This is a genomic window from uncultured Microbacterium sp. (assembly GCF_964244775.1).
Taxonomy (GTDB): domain Bacteria; phylum Actinomycetota; class Actinomycetes; order Actinomycetales; family Microbacteriaceae; genus Microbacterium.
Window position 1 is genome coordinate 403936 of record NZ_CAXTJR010000001.1, and the last position, 14864, is coordinate 418799.

Annotated in this window: 14 protein-coding genes, 1 tRNA gene and 1 pseudogene; 3 read left to right on the forward strand and 13 right to left on the reverse strand. The window is 63.2% G+C overall.

The features are described from left to right. The first annotated feature begins 86 nt into the window (after positions 1 to 86). Positions 87 to 161, forward strand: a tRNA-Gln gene (locus tag ACFE6Z_RS01925). 595 nt (positions 162 to 756) lie between these two features. On the opposite strand, the pseudogene ACFE6Z_RS01930 reads toward ACFE6Z_RS01925, so the two are convergent. The 11 genes and pseudogenes from ACFE6Z_RS01930 to ACFE6Z_RS01980 form a co-directional block, all read right to left on the reverse strand. Further along, positions 757 to 2079, reverse strand: a pseudogene (locus ACFE6Z_RS01930) (recombinase family protein); the annotation flags it as partial. A gap of 315 nt (positions 2080 to 2394) precedes the next feature. Beyond that, a complete protein-coding gene (locus tag ACFE6Z_RS01935) occupies positions 2395 to 3219 on the reverse strand; it encodes a hypothetical protein (protein WP_375383998.1) in 825 nt (274 codons plus the stop codon). Next, positions 3216 to 3536, reverse strand: coding sequence for a hypothetical protein (locus tag ACFE6Z_RS01940; RefSeq protein ID WP_375383999.1), 321 nt, complete (start codon positions 3534 to 3536; stop codon positions 3216 to 3218). The genes ACFE6Z_RS01935 and ACFE6Z_RS01940 overlap by 4 nt, the downstream gene beginning before the upstream one ends. Then, entirely contained in the window at positions 3533 to 4384 is an 852-nt protein-coding gene (locus tag ACFE6Z_RS01945) for a replication-relaxation family protein (protein WP_375384000.1), read from the reverse strand. Before ACFE6Z_RS01945 ends, ACFE6Z_RS01940 begins: the two co-directional genes overlap by 4 nt. Before the next feature lie 181 nt (positions 4385 to 4565). Next, positions 4566 to 6533, reverse strand: coding sequence for a type IV secretory system conjugative DNA transfer family protein (locus ACFE6Z_RS01950; RefSeq protein ID WP_375384001.1), 1968 nt, complete (start codon positions 6531 to 6533; stop codon positions 4566 to 4568). 572 nt (positions 6534 to 7105) lie between these two features. Continuing rightward, complete coding sequence (locus ACFE6Z_RS01955) at positions 7106 to 7279, reverse strand: hypothetical protein (protein WP_375384002.1); 174 nt, start codon at positions 7277 to 7279, stop codon at positions 7106 to 7108. A gap of 51 nt (positions 7280 to 7330) precedes the next feature. Beyond that, positions 7331 to 8020, reverse strand: a complete 690-nt coding sequence (locus tag ACFE6Z_RS01960; protein ID WP_375384003.1) for an MT-A70 family methyltransferase — start codon at positions 8018 to 8020, stop codon at positions 7331 to 7333. Between the two features lie 152 nt (positions 8021 to 8172). Continuing rightward, the gene (locus ACFE6Z_RS01965) at positions 8173 to 8895 is read right to left on the reverse strand and encodes a vWA domain-containing protein (protein ID WP_375384004.1); all 723 of its coding nucleotides are present in this window, start codon (positions 8893 to 8895) and stop codon (positions 8173 to 8175) included. Next, a complete protein-coding gene (locus ACFE6Z_RS01970; protein WP_375384005.1) occupies positions 8892 to 9965 on the reverse strand; it encodes a hypothetical protein in 1074 nt (357 codons plus the stop codon). Before ACFE6Z_RS01970 ends, ACFE6Z_RS01965 begins: the two co-directional genes overlap by 4 nt. Positions 9966 to 9970: 5 nt before the next feature. Then, positions 9971 to 10744 (reverse strand): hypothetical protein, encoded by a 774-nt coding sequence (locus ACFE6Z_RS01975; RefSeq protein WP_375384006.1) that lies wholly within the window; start codon positions 10742 to 10744, stop codon positions 9971 to 9973. Positions 10745 to 10855: 111 nt separating this feature from the next. After that, the gene (locus ACFE6Z_RS01980; protein WP_375384007.1) at positions 10856 to 11113 is read right to left on the reverse strand and encodes a hypothetical protein; all 258 of its coding nucleotides are present in this window, start codon (positions 11111 to 11113) and stop codon (positions 10856 to 10858) included. Positions 11114 to 11236: 123 nt separating this feature from the next. On the opposite strand from ACFE6Z_RS01980, the gene ACFE6Z_RS01985 reads away from it, so the two are divergent. Beyond that, positions 11237 to 11989, forward strand: a complete 753-nt coding sequence (locus tag ACFE6Z_RS01985; protein WP_375384008.1) for a hypothetical protein — start codon at positions 11237 to 11239, stop codon at positions 11987 to 11989. 41 nt (positions 11990 to 12030) lie between these two features. Here the strand turns inward: ACFE6Z_RS01985 and ACFE6Z_RS01990 are convergent, their stop codons facing one another. Continuing rightward, on the reverse strand, positions 12031 to 12399 hold the full coding sequence (locus tag ACFE6Z_RS01990; RefSeq protein WP_375384009.1) for a hypothetical protein: 369 nt from the start codon (positions 12397 to 12399) through the stop codon (positions 12031 to 12033). Positions 12400 to 12764: 365 nt separating this feature from the next. Further along, positions 12765 to 13886, reverse strand: a complete 1122-nt coding sequence (locus tag ACFE6Z_RS01995; RefSeq protein WP_375384010.1) for a hypothetical protein — start codon at positions 13884 to 13886, stop codon at positions 12765 to 12767. Positions 13887 to 14226: 340 nt separating this feature from the next. On the opposite strand from ACFE6Z_RS01995, the gene ACFE6Z_RS02000 reads away from it, so the two are divergent. Further along, the gene (locus ACFE6Z_RS02000; RefSeq protein ID WP_375384011.1) at positions 14227 to 14862 is read left to right on the forward strand and encodes a LuxR C-terminal-related transcriptional regulator; all 636 of its coding nucleotides are present in this window, start codon (positions 14227 to 14229) and stop codon (positions 14860 to 14862) included. The last annotated feature ends 2 nt before the right edge of the window (positions 14863 to 14864 follow it).

Genomic DNA, 14864 nt, shown 5'->3' on the forward strand with positions numbered 1-14864 from the left:
TGCGTGCTCGGGTGGGCTGCTCAGTTTGGAGGCGCCGCCCGCGTCGACTAGACTTGATCCTTGGCACGGGCTGGCGCCCACCGCCTTGGGGTATGGTGTAATTGGCAACACGGAGGTTTCTGGTACCTTTGTTCTTGGTTCGAGTCCAGGTACCCCAGCCATACGAACGTTACTCGAACCATGGTCAAATGAACTGGCTATGGAACGATCTGAACTCCCCGCCTTTGTGCGGGGAGTTCTTGTTTTCTCTGACTCTTCAGCTCTCGCGAGTTCGATTCCGCCGGAAATCTCGCGGATTCTGGTGTTCACCGTCTGGCGTTGCCCGGTGACACTGATGCGGTCGTCATCCATCCGGACAGTCAGGTGGTCAAAGAACGCCGTGAGAAGGTCTCTGCGCACTGTGTCTGACGCGCGCTTGTACAGCTCGCCAGGCTCACGCAGCAGGTCGATGTAGGCCAACGCCGTGTCGGTGCCGTAGTTGAGTCGGTCGACGGTCACCTCCAGCTGCTCCTTGATCGCCTCCTTCTGTAGGGTCGCCTTCTCGATCCGCTCGCGGATCTTCGCGATCGGCAGCGACCCGGTCGCGGCGAGCTCGATGAGGCGCTCTTCCTGCGCTTCAAGTTTGTTAAGTTGCTTCGTGAGCTGATTCTTCACGTCGCGGTCTTCGGCGAGAATGTTGGCGATCGACTTCTGTACGGCTCCGCGGATGCCTTCAATGGCTTCCGGTGTTAGTCCTTCGTGTGCGACCTCGGCGATGACTTCGGCCTCGATCTGTTCGACCCGCAGCCACGGCATCGAACACTGCTTGTGCTGCCGACCGGCGCAGACGAGGTACTCGTACGTGCCTCCGTTGCCCGCGTTCTGGCTGTACACCAGCCGGCTCTTGCGCCCCGCATCTTCACACTCACCGCAGACAAGGAGCCCCTTCAGATAATGGAAGTGGGTGATGTCACGGTCGCCTTTGCGGTTGCGGTGGTCGAGAACCTCCTGGACTCGCAAGAAGGTCTCCTTTGAGACCAGCGGCTCATGCCGGCCGACATGAAGGTTGCCTTTGTAGCGCATGATTCCGGTGTAGTACGGGTTGCGCAGGATCAGCGCGAGTCGACTTCGACTGACCGCTTGTGCAGGTCGGGACGGCGACGGCCGCGTGGTGAGTCCGCGCTCTTCCAGCATGTGTGTCATCTGGGAGATCGAGTATCGCCCGGTCGCGTATTGCTCAAAGGCCCACGCGACGAGTGGCGCGCGTTCGTAGTCGACATCGATGGTGTTCACGAGCCGCCCGTTGAAGTCCTTGCGGACGTTGAGGTACCCGAGCTTGGCACGTCCGACCGTGCCGCCTTGCTCGACTTTGTGCGCCATCTTGACCTTCACATCCTCGCCGTTCATACGGACCTGGACTTCGTTCATGATGTCGGTGATGGCCTCCATAGCATCTGCCATGTAGCCCTCTCCGAACTCCTCCTTGGCGGAGATCAAGCGGACACCCTTCTCGAGAAGAGCCCGTTTGGTGATCGCCGCATCGGTGAAGTTTCGGAAGACGCGGCTGCGCATGTAGATGACGACGTACTTCACCTGGGGGTGCTCATCGACGTAGCGCAGGAGCTTTCGGAATTCGGCACGCTTTGATATCGTCTGCGCGGACTGTCCAGGCTCGACGAACTCTTTTGCCACTGTCGCGCTGAGCTCGCGCACCTTGCGGAGCGCTTCTACGCGCTGGGTAGCGATGCTATTTCCATCCTCGTCGAGGTCTGCCGCAGTGTGGAGCTGACGTGGCGTCGAGACACGCAGATAGATGACTGCCTGCGCAACCCCGACGTGTTCGATTGCTGTCGATGGTGCTTTGAGTAGATGTTCGAGCCCGTCGAGTGAATTGACGGCTACCTCGGGACTTGCGATTCCGGGGCTTTGTGGGGTCATGACTGGGTTCCCTCCGCTTAGGTCCTCCGGATTAACGCTCTTCTTGCCCTCGAAGTCCAGTCCCGGAGCGGCGCTCCTGGCTATTTCTTGGGGGTCCACCGGTGTTGGCTCGGCGTTGTAGAAATCACCCCGATTGTCATGATTTTTCATGGCATCCTCCATGTGTTCGTGGAACGACGATTCGGCGTGCGTTACCCGGTTGTGCCCGCTAGGCGGCCTAGCTGGGCCGCGGCGCCACTGGTGCCCCGCGCCCACCTATTCGTGGCTGTGTCGGCCTCGTGGGGCGCCGCAGCGGCCTTAGTGCTGGCAGCGTGATCCTGTGCGTCGTAGTGTTCTTGGGCGAGGCGGAGCAGCGCGCGGCCGAGGTGATGCAGGTCCAGCTCAGTGCGCCGCGTCCCCTCGACGCGAACGCTGCGCCCGGTGAGTACCCGACCGCCCTTCCGAGGGGCGCGGTGGTTTCCCCGCGGACGGGCCGCGCTACTTGACGAAGACATAGAGCACCTCCTCCCGTTCGACGACGTCGTAGATGTCGCGCAACCTGGCCATGAGCGGCGCGTAGTTCCAGTCGAGTGCGTCGTACTCGAGGCCCTGGTCGATGCACCAGTCCACCAGGCTTGTTTCCCAGTCCTCGAGGGGGCTGAGCGCGCGCAGGGCGTCTTCTTCGCTATTGAACGCGCCGGCGAACGCCTCGTGGAAGCTCTCCATGAGATCGTCGGTGCCGACGCTCACGTCGGGAAGCGAGAGGAAGGCTTGGAGCGCGTGGTCCTCGGGGAGCTGCAGGTCGCTCAGGAGTTCGATGAGGCCATCGACCTCGCCGCTGTCCCAGCTGGCCGGGACATTGACGACGAAGTGCTGCCCGCCGACACGGACGCGAGTTCGCACGAGGAGCAGGTCGAGCTTCGGTGGCAGATGTTCGTTCATGAACTGCCGCCCGGTGCCAGTGTTCTCTCGCTGGACGAGATAGGTCCCGAACCAGTCGATGAGTTCCTTTGTGATCGCATCGGCACGCTCGTCGGTGTAGAGCATGAGGTACTCGTCGCGAAGGTTCAGGTACTGGCCGTCTCCGGTGCGCCCGAAGTCCGCCAGGGCGCTCTCGCGTCCGTGGGCGCGGCCGAGGACATGCGCGATGCAGCGGGCGGTGTCGTCATCGACTTCGGTGTGTTCGGCCGTCGCTTGTGCGATACCGTCCGAGATCATCCGCGCGAAGCGACCCTGCGCGACTTCGAGGCGTCGCCAGTCGGGCGTCTGACGCTTGTTAGCCGGTCGTGCTTCCGGAGCGGTATGTGGTTGGTATTCGCTCATGATCGGCCTCCCTTCGTGAGGATGTAGTGGCCAAGCGCGTCGACCCATGCCTCCCGCTCCAGAGGCACGGTGACCTCGTTGAGTTCGTTCAGCGCTCGTTCGGCGTCGAGGTCCCCTGTTGCCGCGAAAGCTTCGAGGGCGCTGCCGGGGCCGTCGTGCATCGTGGCGGCAAGCATGCGGGCTATGCCCTCATCGGCGACGTTTGTGTCGCCGTAGCTCCAGTCGTCGAGGATCTGAAGCGCTGTCTCGGATTGGTCAAGTGACGCCGGGAGCGTCGAGTCGAAGTTGAAATGTGTTTGGGGTGATGAAGTGGTCATGATGAAACCTCCTTTCGGTTAGCTGGTGATGGGTGGAGGAAGCCGGTCAGTGCGTCGAGCGTTGACGCGGCTTCGCAGATGGTGAAGAGCTCGCTCGGCAGATCGCGTTCGGCGCGGATGGCGGACCGGAGCTTGCCTGAGCGCGCTTCGTTGGGCGTGGTCCAAAGCACAGCCGGAAAGATGCCGCTGCGGGCCTGCTCGATGCCGGTCTGCCGATACTGCTGGTAGGTGCGGCACTTCTTAATGACGGTGGGCAGGTGTTCGGTGCCCCGATCGACCTCGACGAAGACGTGAGCCTCAACCTTGTCGTTGGCGATGACGACGAATAGGTCAGGTTTGAGTGTGAGCAGGCCGAGCGGTCCTTGGAAAGGGCGCCAGCAGCTCGGTTCGGCGTCGAGCTCGAGTATGTCGAGTGCTCCGCGCAGCTCCTGTTCATGTAGCGCTACGGCGACCTCAGCTGTCTCGAGTGTGTGTGCGAGAAAGCTCCGCGAGGGGGTGACGTAGCGTCGCCTCCCCGGCTCGCCGCGCAAGGCGCGCAGCAGTCGTTCGCCGGCAGCAGCGAGATGCCAGGTGATGGCGGCCGAGCCTCGAATAGGCCCTCCGACGCGGCGCTCGATGCGCGCGATGAAGCTGTGCGCCTCCAGCCGGAGCAGGACGCGGTTGGCCAGGCGGGTCGCCGTGGGGACAGTGGCGTGCAGGCCATGCGGGCCAGCTGGAAAGTGCAGCCGCTGGATATGCCGCGTCGTGAGCGCCCGGAAACGCTCGAGGTCTTCGAGGATGTGGCGGTCTCGCTCAGTAAGTAGCGCCTCGAGCTTACGGACCATCGAGGGGTTCCAAGAGTCGGTCATGAAGCACCTCCTGCGCCGTCTGTGAGGTCGGCCCCAGCACCGCTCATCTGAGCGGGAGTCCCATCCCAGGACAGACGGAAGAGGCCGGAAAATGGCCGAATGGTGCACCGAGTAAGAGCTGCGACCGGCGCATCGACTGGCGCACCGCCACCACTTGCGAGGAGTGCATAGGGTGAGGCATTCATGCTCGCCTCCGCTTCAGATGTGAGGGAGTTGACGGCTCGACCCCGTCAGGAGTGACTGACGCACGAGGTTCTTCTTTCGTTGGCAGAGATACCTGCTGTCGAAGGCGCTGAGCTGCTCGTATGGCTGCACCGTTCCCAAGACGCTGTGGTGGCGCGAGGGTTCGTGCGGAGAACCAGCCACTGGGTCCGGAGGCCGTCAGGACGTTGGCATAGACCTCGTACTGGGGGAGGATCTGAATGTCCTCGGCGCTCAGATGCGGACTAGAGCTTGCGATGCGCTTGGCCTCGCGCGCACTGGTCGCGTAGGTCACCTTGCTCTTTGTGTTGACCTCGATCGCATCGGCGAGCTCGGTGCTCATTTGGTAGAAGCCTTGCCCAAAGAGTGCCCACCCGACCCCGTACGAGCGGGAGATCTCGAGCGCGGTCTCGAGGGGCACTGGGAGACGAAGGAACTTGCGCACCTCGTCCACATACACGAAGCCGGGGCGCTTCTTGGGCTGGGCCTCCGTGGCGCGTTCCTGCGCAGCAAGGAAGATCTCCGAGCAGATGAGCCCACCGATGAGCTGGCTGGTCTCAGTCCCGCCGAGTGCCTCGTTCACGCTGACCATTACGATCCGGTCACCCTTCCAGATGTCGCGCAGACGAAACTGCGGCTCGGCCTGGCCGAGGATGGCCGTGACACCGCGGCGCATCAGGTACCGACGAAGTTTGTTCATCGGTGCGGCGATCTCGTTCTCCTGCTGAGCTGGCTTCAGCGATTCGAAACGTCCCCAGAAACGAGCGATCTCGGGCTCGGCGGCGACGGACGGGACGACAGAGCGGCGGAAGACGGGGTCAGTCAGCAGTCGAGAGATGTCCAGCAGGGTGTGCGGTGTTTCCCTCGATTGACCGTCGATAGCCAGGCTGAGCACCGATGCGTAGAGGATGTCTTCTGTGCGGGGTCCCCAGCCATTGGCGAACACGCTCTTGAAGACAGCCAGGATGCTGTCGGCCACGGCGTAAGGGTCCCGTCCCCGAGCATCAAGCGGATTGAACCCGGCGGTCCCGTCCGAGTCCGACGGATCGAAAAGCACGACGCGCTCGCCTTCCTCCGGCGTCAGGCAGTCCAGCACGTACGACACGCCCTGTCCTTTCGGATCGATGAAGCAGACGGGTCGGCCCGCGTGCACATCGGCGAGTAGCCAAGGCACAAGCGCTGCCTCCGTCTTCCCTGCCCCTGTGGGTGCGATCACTGACACATGTGACAGTCGGGCGTCGGCTGTGATCCCGACGAGCCGCTCAGGGCCAGGTGCGGTACCTACCGCGAAGACGCTCACAGTGTCTGACACTTCAGTTGGCACCGGGATGCGCTTCGGGTGGAGCGGGTCTGCTCCGGGGAGCTCGCGCTCGCCGAGTGGCCAGCTCAGTAGCGGGGTCAGTTCTGGTGTCGTCAACTCGAGTCGGGCGTACGCCGGGCTGGCTGCGTCGAGCAGGGCACTTGACTCGCGGACGAGCCGCAGTCTGACCCCAATCGCCTCGAGGCCATGAAGACTGCCGAACAGCCCGCGGGCCAGCGCTTCGCGCCGTTTTGGATCAGGGCCATTCACGCCGATTCGTAGCGCCACCTGGAGTCGAGCTTCGGCGGCATGCGCTTGCAGTCGGCGTTTGGTCTCGGGGGCTGCTCTCTTGACGCCGTGCCAGAGTCGCGATGTCGTCGGTTGGAGTGGGTCGGGAGTATCAGAGCGCACTTGTTGCGGCGACCTGGCTCGGCCGAGCACTACTTGAAATACGAGTGTCTCGCCCTTATTCCGAGCGGCCAGCGCACTGTAAATGGCCGAAGTGAGCTGCTCCGGATCGACTGCCCCGGTGGGCAGGCCTCGCTGACGCGCTTCGACTCGAGCACTCGCCGCGATCGAAGCGCGGGTCACCCCGTCGAACACGACGCCGGAGAACGCGTTTCGAAGCAAGTGCTTGAGCTGATGCACGCTCGTAGAGGTGCATCCCAGGATGAACTGGATGCCATCGTCCCCAGCCCGCGTCTCGAACGAGAGCGGCCTCGGTACGTCGGACGCCGTGAGCCGAGCCAGCATAGCGGTGACGGCGAGCGGTTCGATCGGTCGCGGGAGGTAGAGCCTGGTGAAGGCAAATGCATCAGGCACGATGCGCTCCTTCGTCGAAACCGATAGACAAGCCGTCGGCTGAGGTCAGGTCTCTTGCCTGGGGGGCTCGAGACGCGTGCTCCGCCGCAGCTTCCGCTTCGAGAAGCGCCTTCTGGAGTGCGGCGCTCGTAAGGATCTGGGCGGACCGAATAGTCGATTGCTCGTCCGTCTGGGTCGTCACGCGGATTCGCACGGAGCGGCGAGCGCAGTGACGGTGGGTTGGTCGGTTCTTGGTCATGATTCACCTCCTTTCGGGTTGGATTGGATAAGTACGTACTCGGTCGCGGCGGAGGCCTCCGGAGCGCAGAGCGGATTGCCGTTTATGAGGCAAAGCGAGAGATTTGTCAATACATGTTGTGTATTCCGCAACGACTTGACGGGGATGATCCTGTTCATGCTCACCACCGCCGATCCCGGCGCCACCGGACGAACCAAACGGTCACCCACACGATCGCGCCAATGGCGGCGATGAGCAGCAACCACCCCCAGATCTGGCTCAGCAGCTGCAGTCCGAGCCAGAGCACAAACACCCCGCCCAGGGCCAGGAGACAGGCACGGAAGAACTTGGTCATGAGAGGCTCTGGCTTCTTCTCCTCGGGTTTCTTTTCATCCCAGAACACGACTCAGCGCTCGCCTTCTCCATCGGCGGACTGCGCGTCGGCATCGTCCTGACGGGCGAAGTCGCTCGGCACGGGGTAACCCCATTTGGCGAGCGAGACGTCGCTTTCAATCTCGTTGCCCCAGACGCTCCAGTTCGGTATCGGTGGACGGCGACGAGCGAACAGCTCGAGCTTTTCAGCGTCTCGCCCGCTCACCCGGTCGATGACGCTGTAGATCTCATCCGGCTTGACCGAGTGCTCGAGCAGCGGCCAATAGGCCCAGGTGGGTTGGCTCTTGAACTGGACGGGTGCTTTGCCGCGCGTGCCGAAGAGCACGTGCTCGGTGGCGTTACGCAGGTAGTTGCCGAGGGTGAAGCGCGGCTTGATCCAGGTGAGCGGCGAACGCGGCGTGAATCCCCACGCCTCCATGACGTCATACCCGTCGCGCAGCGTCGCGTTCGTGACCCAGAGCCAGAGGTGCGCGTTCTCATCGGAGAGCGCCTGAATCGCTGTGCCCATTCCCTTGATCTGGTCCATCGACATGAGGTCGTAATGGCGTGAGGCACCGAGCGCGCCGGTCTGGTGGGTGGGCCACGGCGGATCGGCGTGGAAGACGCGAAACTTCGGGCCTCGGAACGGCTCGGGACTCTGTTGGACCGTTGCGCTCGCTTCCGGTCTCGTTGTGTTGGCCATGCGGCTGTCGCTGAGGGTCATGATGAGCCTCCTTTCTCGCCCGTGGTTACGGCGGGCAGACGGATGAGTAAGAACGGGCCGAGCGGAACTGTCAATGCACGAGCCGCGAGCGAACGGAGGTGAGATTCGCTTTCGGAGGGTGTGCGACTGGTGCAGGCATGAGATGGCATCGTTCACGAGAGCACCTCATTACCTGTGGAGCCGTGCAACACCGAGTGCCGCCGGCCGCGACGGGTCGCGGTGAGTGACCGGTGAATCGCGGCGGCAAAGGCACCCGGGGGATCGTCGGGGTTGAGCGGTGTGATCGTGACGTTCTCGGCGTCGATGAGATCGGGCGGCACCTGCCCGCCGAGAATGACAGCGTGGACGAGCCCAGGGAACGCGAGGAGCTGCGAGAACAGCTCTGACACGTTGTCGTCGGTCAGCTCGAAGTCCGAGAAGATAGTGGCGCGCACATCGTGATCGGAATGTGCCGCTGCGAGCCGCTCCATGGCGAGAAGGCTTGGCCGAAGGTCGCTGATGCCCGAACCGCGAGGATTCTGAAGCGAACGTTCGAGCCGCCGCATGAGGTGGCGGTCGTTGAGTGCGACGACGCCGCTCGCGCCGACCGGATCGTCGAAGTGAAGGACAGCGACCTTCGAACGATCGGTGAAGCTCCAGTTCGCGGTCAGCCGGATCGCTCGCGCTGCTTCTGCAAAGCGGTTGCCGACCGGATCGGTACCCTGCGGGGCGATGACCGAACCGGAGCTATCGAAGATGAAGACGTCCAGGCACGGGCGTTTGGGCTCGAGTCCGGGCCAGCCGAGCTCGACCCATGGTTCGCGGTGAGCCGGGAAGTCCCGAGTCTGGATGACGCCGCCGGGTAGCACCCCGGATGGCTGGATAAACAGGGTCACTTTGCACCCCCGCTCCGCCGGGTGGTCTGCCCGATCGAGGTCGTCTCGGCAGCAGGGCCGTTCCCCGCAGTCTGCGGATTGCGGCGTAGGATGCCGCTCAGCAGTGCTTGCAGGTGGTGGCCGGCAGCCGCCGCGCGGTGCGTGTGCTCCGCGTGCAGCGAGGTGCCTGTTGTCAGAGCCTCCTCGCGGCGCTGCCACGATGAAGAGGCGGCGAGCGATTTGTGGCGGGCTACCACACGCTGATAATCGGCATTCGCGAGATCCAACGCGTCTGAAATTTCGTCAGCATTCACGTAGGCCTCGATCCAGCTGGCACCCGCGATAGCTGCCGCGATGCCGCCGAAGACCAGCCCGACAAGCGGGTCCTCTAAGGTCGAGCGGAGAGCAAAAATGCCGGTCGCAATCGTGCCCGCGACGCTGACCGACACCCACGTCAGGCCCTTCACAAAGCGCCAGCCTTTGTCAGGGGCTTCGAACAGATGCGCGAAGGGCTGCTGCTTCTCGGTGAGTTGCTCCGGCGTCCGGGCGCGGCGTTCCCGGTTCCGGATGTCGCGCACCTCGGCCCCAGACAAGCCGGCCGTGACGGTTGCCACCGCGGCACTGATGGCCATCACCGCGGCGAGGATCGGTTCCTCGCCGAGCCAGATGAACGATCCGGCGAGGGTGGTGACGTCTCCAACGAGTAGTCCCGCCTTCGTGAGGTAGTGCCACTTCTTCGCGTTCGGCGGGCGCCGTCGAAACGAGGCCAGCGCATCGTGTGCGTCGATATAGCGGGTTTCAGCTGCTCGCAGCAGCGGAGTGTGTCCCTCGACAAGGAGGCTGGCCGCCGCCGCAGCAGGCGCGAGCCCAGCGGCTTCCACCTTGGCCTCACGGGCCACCTCCTCGGCCGTCGCCTGATGCAGATCGTGCTGCTCCAGGGTGAGTTCGTCGTATTCAGGGACGACCCAGAGCTTCGCGACTGAATCCGGCTGTGGTGTGGCGCCCGATTCGTCGACGCGGGGAAGCGCGATCTGCTCGGCGCGGGCGTCTGCCTCGCTGGCTCCGGCGAGCGGGTCGATGAGTTTCGACATCTCGGTCACCTCCCGTCCGTGACGACGAGGCACTGCGCGGCCTGAGTGTTCTGACACAGGCGCGTGTAGAAGAACTTCATGCCCTCGATGAAGTCGGAAGGCAGCGCGTCACCGACCACCCGGCCAATGCCGACCACCGCGACGCTCGCTCCGGCCAGGTTCGGCACGACGACCTGGTCGGCGAGTGCCGTCGCTTCATCGGCGCTCAGGGGGTGGTCGAGGACAACACCCTGATTATTGAGCCCATCCGTGAGCGCTGCAGCTTCCAGCACCATGTCGGCGCGCAGCGTCTTTGATTCGTCGAAGAGGCGGAATAGCCCGATGACATCGGTACCGCCCTCGGGGAGCAGGGCGATCGCGGGGGTGTAATTCTTCTCCACCTCGGTCATGGCGTCGTTAACAATGCCCGGCACGCGGCGAAGCTTTGCCAGGTCGGTGGACCCCGGCACGGCGATGTCGGTCTCGTAGATGGGGGCGGTGACCGAGTTGGGGCCGAAGGCGACCACAGTGACGTGCCCGCCGCCGCAGACCGCGACGCGCTCGATCTTCGTCTCGATGTACGCCAAGTGCTCGCGCATGATGAGCGGGTCGTCGCTCGTTCCTGAGACGTCGACCGCGTTGTAGCTGTTGATCTGCTGGCCATCGGGGCAGGTTTCGAGGATCTGCTGCAGCCGGCCAATGTCTCCGGGGGCATGGGCGGAGCAGCCCGTGACGGCAATCGCGCCGAGGGCGAGGGTGATGCCGAATGTGAGGGTTCGGCGGGATACTGAGAACGTCATTGACGTACCTTTCCTTATTGCTTTCGCAGGTGATGGGTGGGGTGTTACTGACACGGGGCGATCCAGTTGGCGCTGGATCGCCCCGGCCTCTCGGCTCAGGGGCCGAGGGGTCTAGAGACGAATCGTTAGGCCGGCGAGATTCATCCGGGTCGACTGCGCGAACGTCTCCAGGTTGACGAGCAGCTCGTACAGTTCCCGGAATTCGGGAGTGTCGTTGTCGACGAGTACGTCGTTGCGGCTGTTCTCGGTGATTTCGTTGCTCGCTGCGGTGAGTGCCACGAAGGACTGTTCCGCCAGGCCGGTGAGGGCAAAGACGAGAGTTTGGGCGCGGACTTCGGGGTCTGCGATGCGGTCGAGGTTCAGGGTCATGGACTGACTCCCTTTCACTGGGTGGGGTGGGTCGTAGAGGAGGAAGTGTGAACGGGCAGGCGCTCGTTCTAGTTCAAGAATCCAAGAACGCGGAGATGCAGTCACTGACACGAAACTGACACCATGAGTCCTGTGGACGAGGATGAGATTCGCAAGGGTCTGGAGCGTGACCTTCGAGCGCTACGTCGCACCGCTGGTGGGTTCGATGTAGAGAGCGTCGCCGGTATGGCGACGCTGACGAACATGCTTGGTCGTGGTGTCGCCCAAATTGCGCACACGGTGATGTTGGACGTGCACGCGAGAGAAGGCGGTCCTAGTGACAGCGATGTGCGCGCGTATTTCGCGACATGTGGAGTCGAGACCCAGGGAGAGAACCTCGCGCAGCGGCTCCAGGCCTACGCGGCGGCACAGCACTGCGACCCGCGAACCGCGTTACGGCGAAGCGACCGCGGCGCGCGCAAGCTGAGCTCTTTGCTTCGCGCACGGATCGAACATGACGCGCCGCGCGGTCGAGTCGAGGTGGTCGAGCGAGACGGCCTCGTAACGATCGTGGTGCGATTCGAAGCAACGCGCTACACCCGGTGGCTGCGCCCGGTGGTCACCGTCAATGGCGATGATTTAGAGCGGGAGTTCGCGACTCACCCGTCCGAGCGCGATGCAGGATGGCTACAGGCTGAGGAACGGTTCACGGACTTGGATCTGTATTCCGCCGATCGACGCTTCGCCGATATGCAGATCATCGTGTACTGGGCGATGCGCACCACCCCACAGTGGTCGACAGACGCCGTTGCGTATACGCCCGGGATTAGCATCAGCACTGCCATGCCTGGCCCACGGATCATGAATGTGAACCTCTCACGGGTTGAAACGAAATAGAGCCCGTTCACAGAGGAGCGGAGCTCTATTTCGTGAACGGGCTAGTCGGAGATCACACGGATCTCCTCATCGGGAGTGATGCCGATCGGGATCACCTGCCAGAGCAGAGTGTCGTCGAATGGGGCGGGAATGAACAGGCGTACGTGAGCGGGTGGCTGCCGTGGGTTGAAGCCGGACGGCACGACCCATCCTTCTAATCGCCAATCCGGTTGCTCGTAGCATCCGGCTGGAGTGTCGCCGGTGTGCGCAGCGAACGGCACATACTGCGCTGTTGCTGACGTCAACACCACCGGCAGCCGCACGGCGCCGTCATCTGACTCGATGAGGACCGTCCGCGGAGCGGAGTACGTCGATTCGATCAGCGACCGTATGGCGTCCTCTTTCGTGAAGCGCAGGGGGTATTCGTGCACGGACTCGCCGGGCTCGAACCCTCGGTCTCTTAGCGATTGTTGAAAGACAAGGTCCGCGTTCTTCTCGTTCGACGGGGACGTTGGGGGCGTGTCATCCATGGATGACTCCTCTCGTTGAGTGGTGGATGGGCTCACGCGGAATTCCGTGCAAGCTCGACACCCCTCAACGAGGTTCCCTTGTTTTACAACACGAAGTGACTAGTTGCAAGCATGAGCAGCATCCGGACCGCCGCGCTCTGAGACGATGAGCGGGTGAGAACGACCCGATGCGCCTCCACGCTGAACTGGGCAGCATACTGAAGCAGATGGAGTGCTCACGCAGAATATGGTCGACCGGAGACGGCTCGTTCAAGGATGTCGCGACGTCAGCTGAACGCTTCTAGCGACGAGAGAATCGATGCGCCGAGGTTCAGCACCTTCGCGTCTAGGTCTGCGGGGTCGACGTTCGCGGGGGAGCCATCAAAGGTCTGGATATACGCCATCAGCTTGCCGCTTCGCGTGACGGTGGTCGTGTTGCCGCCATCGCATTCGTACATGATCGCGGTCCCGTCGGTCGGGCAGTCCGCATCATATCCGGAGAATGCGGAGAACGCCTCCGCGCCGTCCTCGGCGGTGGCGTAGTGAAAGAGCTGCACTTCCACGCGGTGCGGATAGCTCGGATCGTCGCGGTTGGGTTTCGCCTCGAAGGTGCAGTACACGGTGTCGGAGACGAGACCGTTGGAGCCGCTGTCGCTGCCGGACGTCGCCTCGATGGAGAGCTGCTGCGTCGCGGAGTCGAGGCCCAGGATTGTACCTAGCATTGTGGCGTCAAGCGTCCCACAGACTGCGCGGGAGTCTACCCAGTCCAGCGTGGGGACCGGAGCCGTGCCGACCTCGCCGACCTTTGGCACGTCTCCCGATGCCCAGATCGCGGCGAGCTCTCGTGCGACGGGCATGACCGCGCCCCACAGGTTGTCCTTGCCGCTCCCGTATCGGGCGTCATCGTCGTAGACGGTGATGTCCAGATAGGTTGTGTCATCCAGCTGCAATGTCAGTGGTGCTGGTGGCTCCGCGACGCCGAGGAAGCCTGACAGCTCGACTGGCCCGGCGACACCGGGCTGCGCGCTGCCCGGTTCTGGAGCATCGAAGCTGCGGTCCGGGTCAGACGACAGGGCGACTACGAGTGAGATGGCGCTGGTGTTGTCGTAGAGCAGGTTGCATGAGACCGTAGCCTTCCCTGGGCTGTCTGTGCTCTCGTTCTGGCCCGTCGAGCTGGTGACCTCATGCCACTTGATGGAGCCGCCAGGCTCGGGGATCGCGATAGTCGGGCCGCTCTCAGAAGCAGCGAGCGCCTGGTCTGCCCAGGCGCACACATCGACGTTCTCGATGCCGTTCGTCTCAGTAACTACTGCGGCGTCGGAGCTCTTTGCGGTCGGGCCATTGGATGCGGGCGAGGCTGATGCGCATCCGGAAAGGATGATCGCGCCGACCGCGACGAAAGCGAGCACTCGGGCCCTAGTGAGCAGTGAGGTTGCGTCTACCAATTCGGGCTACCGCCTTCTGGGTGTCCAGGCATGCTGGATGGGCTGAGAGTTGAGGATGTTTTCTGGGCTCCCCCGAAGGATGTGCAACGAGGGCACGGACCCTTAGCTCTTCGGAAAAGTCATGCGTGGTCAACGGCCGGAGGAACGGTGACGGGTTAGCGTGACTAGAAATCTGTCCCAAGAGTAGAGGGACCACGGCCATCGGAATCCCCTACTCCTGCCACGAAAACCCGGGGCTACAACGATGTGGGTGGGTGCTGAGATACTGTTGCGGCTACCCAAGGACCCGACAGGAGAGGCTGACGTGAAGGTCGCGCTGATCGACGATCATGACATCGTTTCGCTCGCCGTTGCGTCGGTTGTTTCGCAGCTCGAAGGGCTGGAGTATGTCGGAGCTGCAGGTACGGTGGCAGATCTGTTCAAGATGTTCCCCGACGTCGGTGTCGCGGTGCTCGATCTTCGGCTGGCAGATGGGTCATCGCCGGTTTCCAATGTTGAGCGTTTGACCGAGGCGGGCATGCGGGTGCTCGTGCTGACATCGGGGGAGTCGCCGTACCTGGTCCGGTCTGTCGCAAAGAGCCCGATCCACGGGCTTGTGCGGAAGTCGGCACCGCTCGCGGACCTCGTCGAGACGTTGCGGAAAGTTGCCGCGGGTGAGACTGAACTGTCAACAGAATGGGCGGCTGCTATCGACAGCGATCCGGACCTCGGCTCGGCGAGACTGAGCGCCCAAGAGCAGCGCGTGCTCGCCCTCGTCGCGCGCGGTGCCAAAGCGCAAGCAGTCGGATACGAGCTTGGGATCACGATTCACACCGTCGATGATTATCTTCGACGCATCCGCGCGAAGTATGCGGGCGTGGGTCGGCCTGCGCACACCCGGATCGATCTCTACAAACGCGCTGTGGAAGACGGTATTCTCCCCTCTCCGGCTCGTCCCTAGCG

Bases quoted from the DNA above. Each gene is read 5' to 3' on its own strand.
- ACFE6Z_RS01970 (WP_375384005.1), bottom strand. From the start codon at position 9,965: ATGTCGAAACTCATCGACCCGCTCGCCGGAGCCAGCGAGGCAGACGCC.
- ACFE6Z_RS01975 (WP_375384006.1), bottom strand. From the start codon at position 10,744: ATGACGTTCTCAGTATCCCGCCGAACCCTCACATTCGGCATCACCCTC.
- ACFE6Z_RS01980 (WP_375384007.1), bottom strand. From the start codon at position 11,113: ATGACCCTGAACCTCGACCGCATCGCAGACCCCGAAGTCCGCGCCCAA.
- ACFE6Z_RS01940 (WP_375383999.1), bottom strand. From the start codon at position 3,536: ATGACCACTTCATCACCCCAAACACATTTCAACTTCGACTCGACGCTC.
- ACFE6Z_RS01955 (WP_375384002.1), bottom strand. From the start codon at position 7,279: ATGACCAAGTTCTTCCGTGCCTGTCTCCTGGCCCTGGGCGGGGTGTTT.
- ACFE6Z_RS01945 (WP_375384000.1), bottom strand. From the start codon at position 4,384: ATGACCGACTCTTGGAACCCCTCGATGGTCCGTAAGCTCGAGGCGCTA.
- ACFE6Z_RS01985 (WP_375384008.1), top strand. From the start codon at position 11,237: ATGAGTCCTGTGGACGAGGATGAGATTCGCAAGGGTCTGGAGCGTGAC.
- ACFE6Z_RS01960 (WP_375384003.1), bottom strand. From the start codon at position 8,020: ATGACCCTCAGCGACAGCCGCATGGCCAACACAACGAGACCGGAAGCG.
- ACFE6Z_RS01935 (WP_375383998.1), bottom strand. From the start codon at position 3,219: ATGAGCGAATACCAACCACATACCGCTCCGGAAGCACGACCGGCTAAC.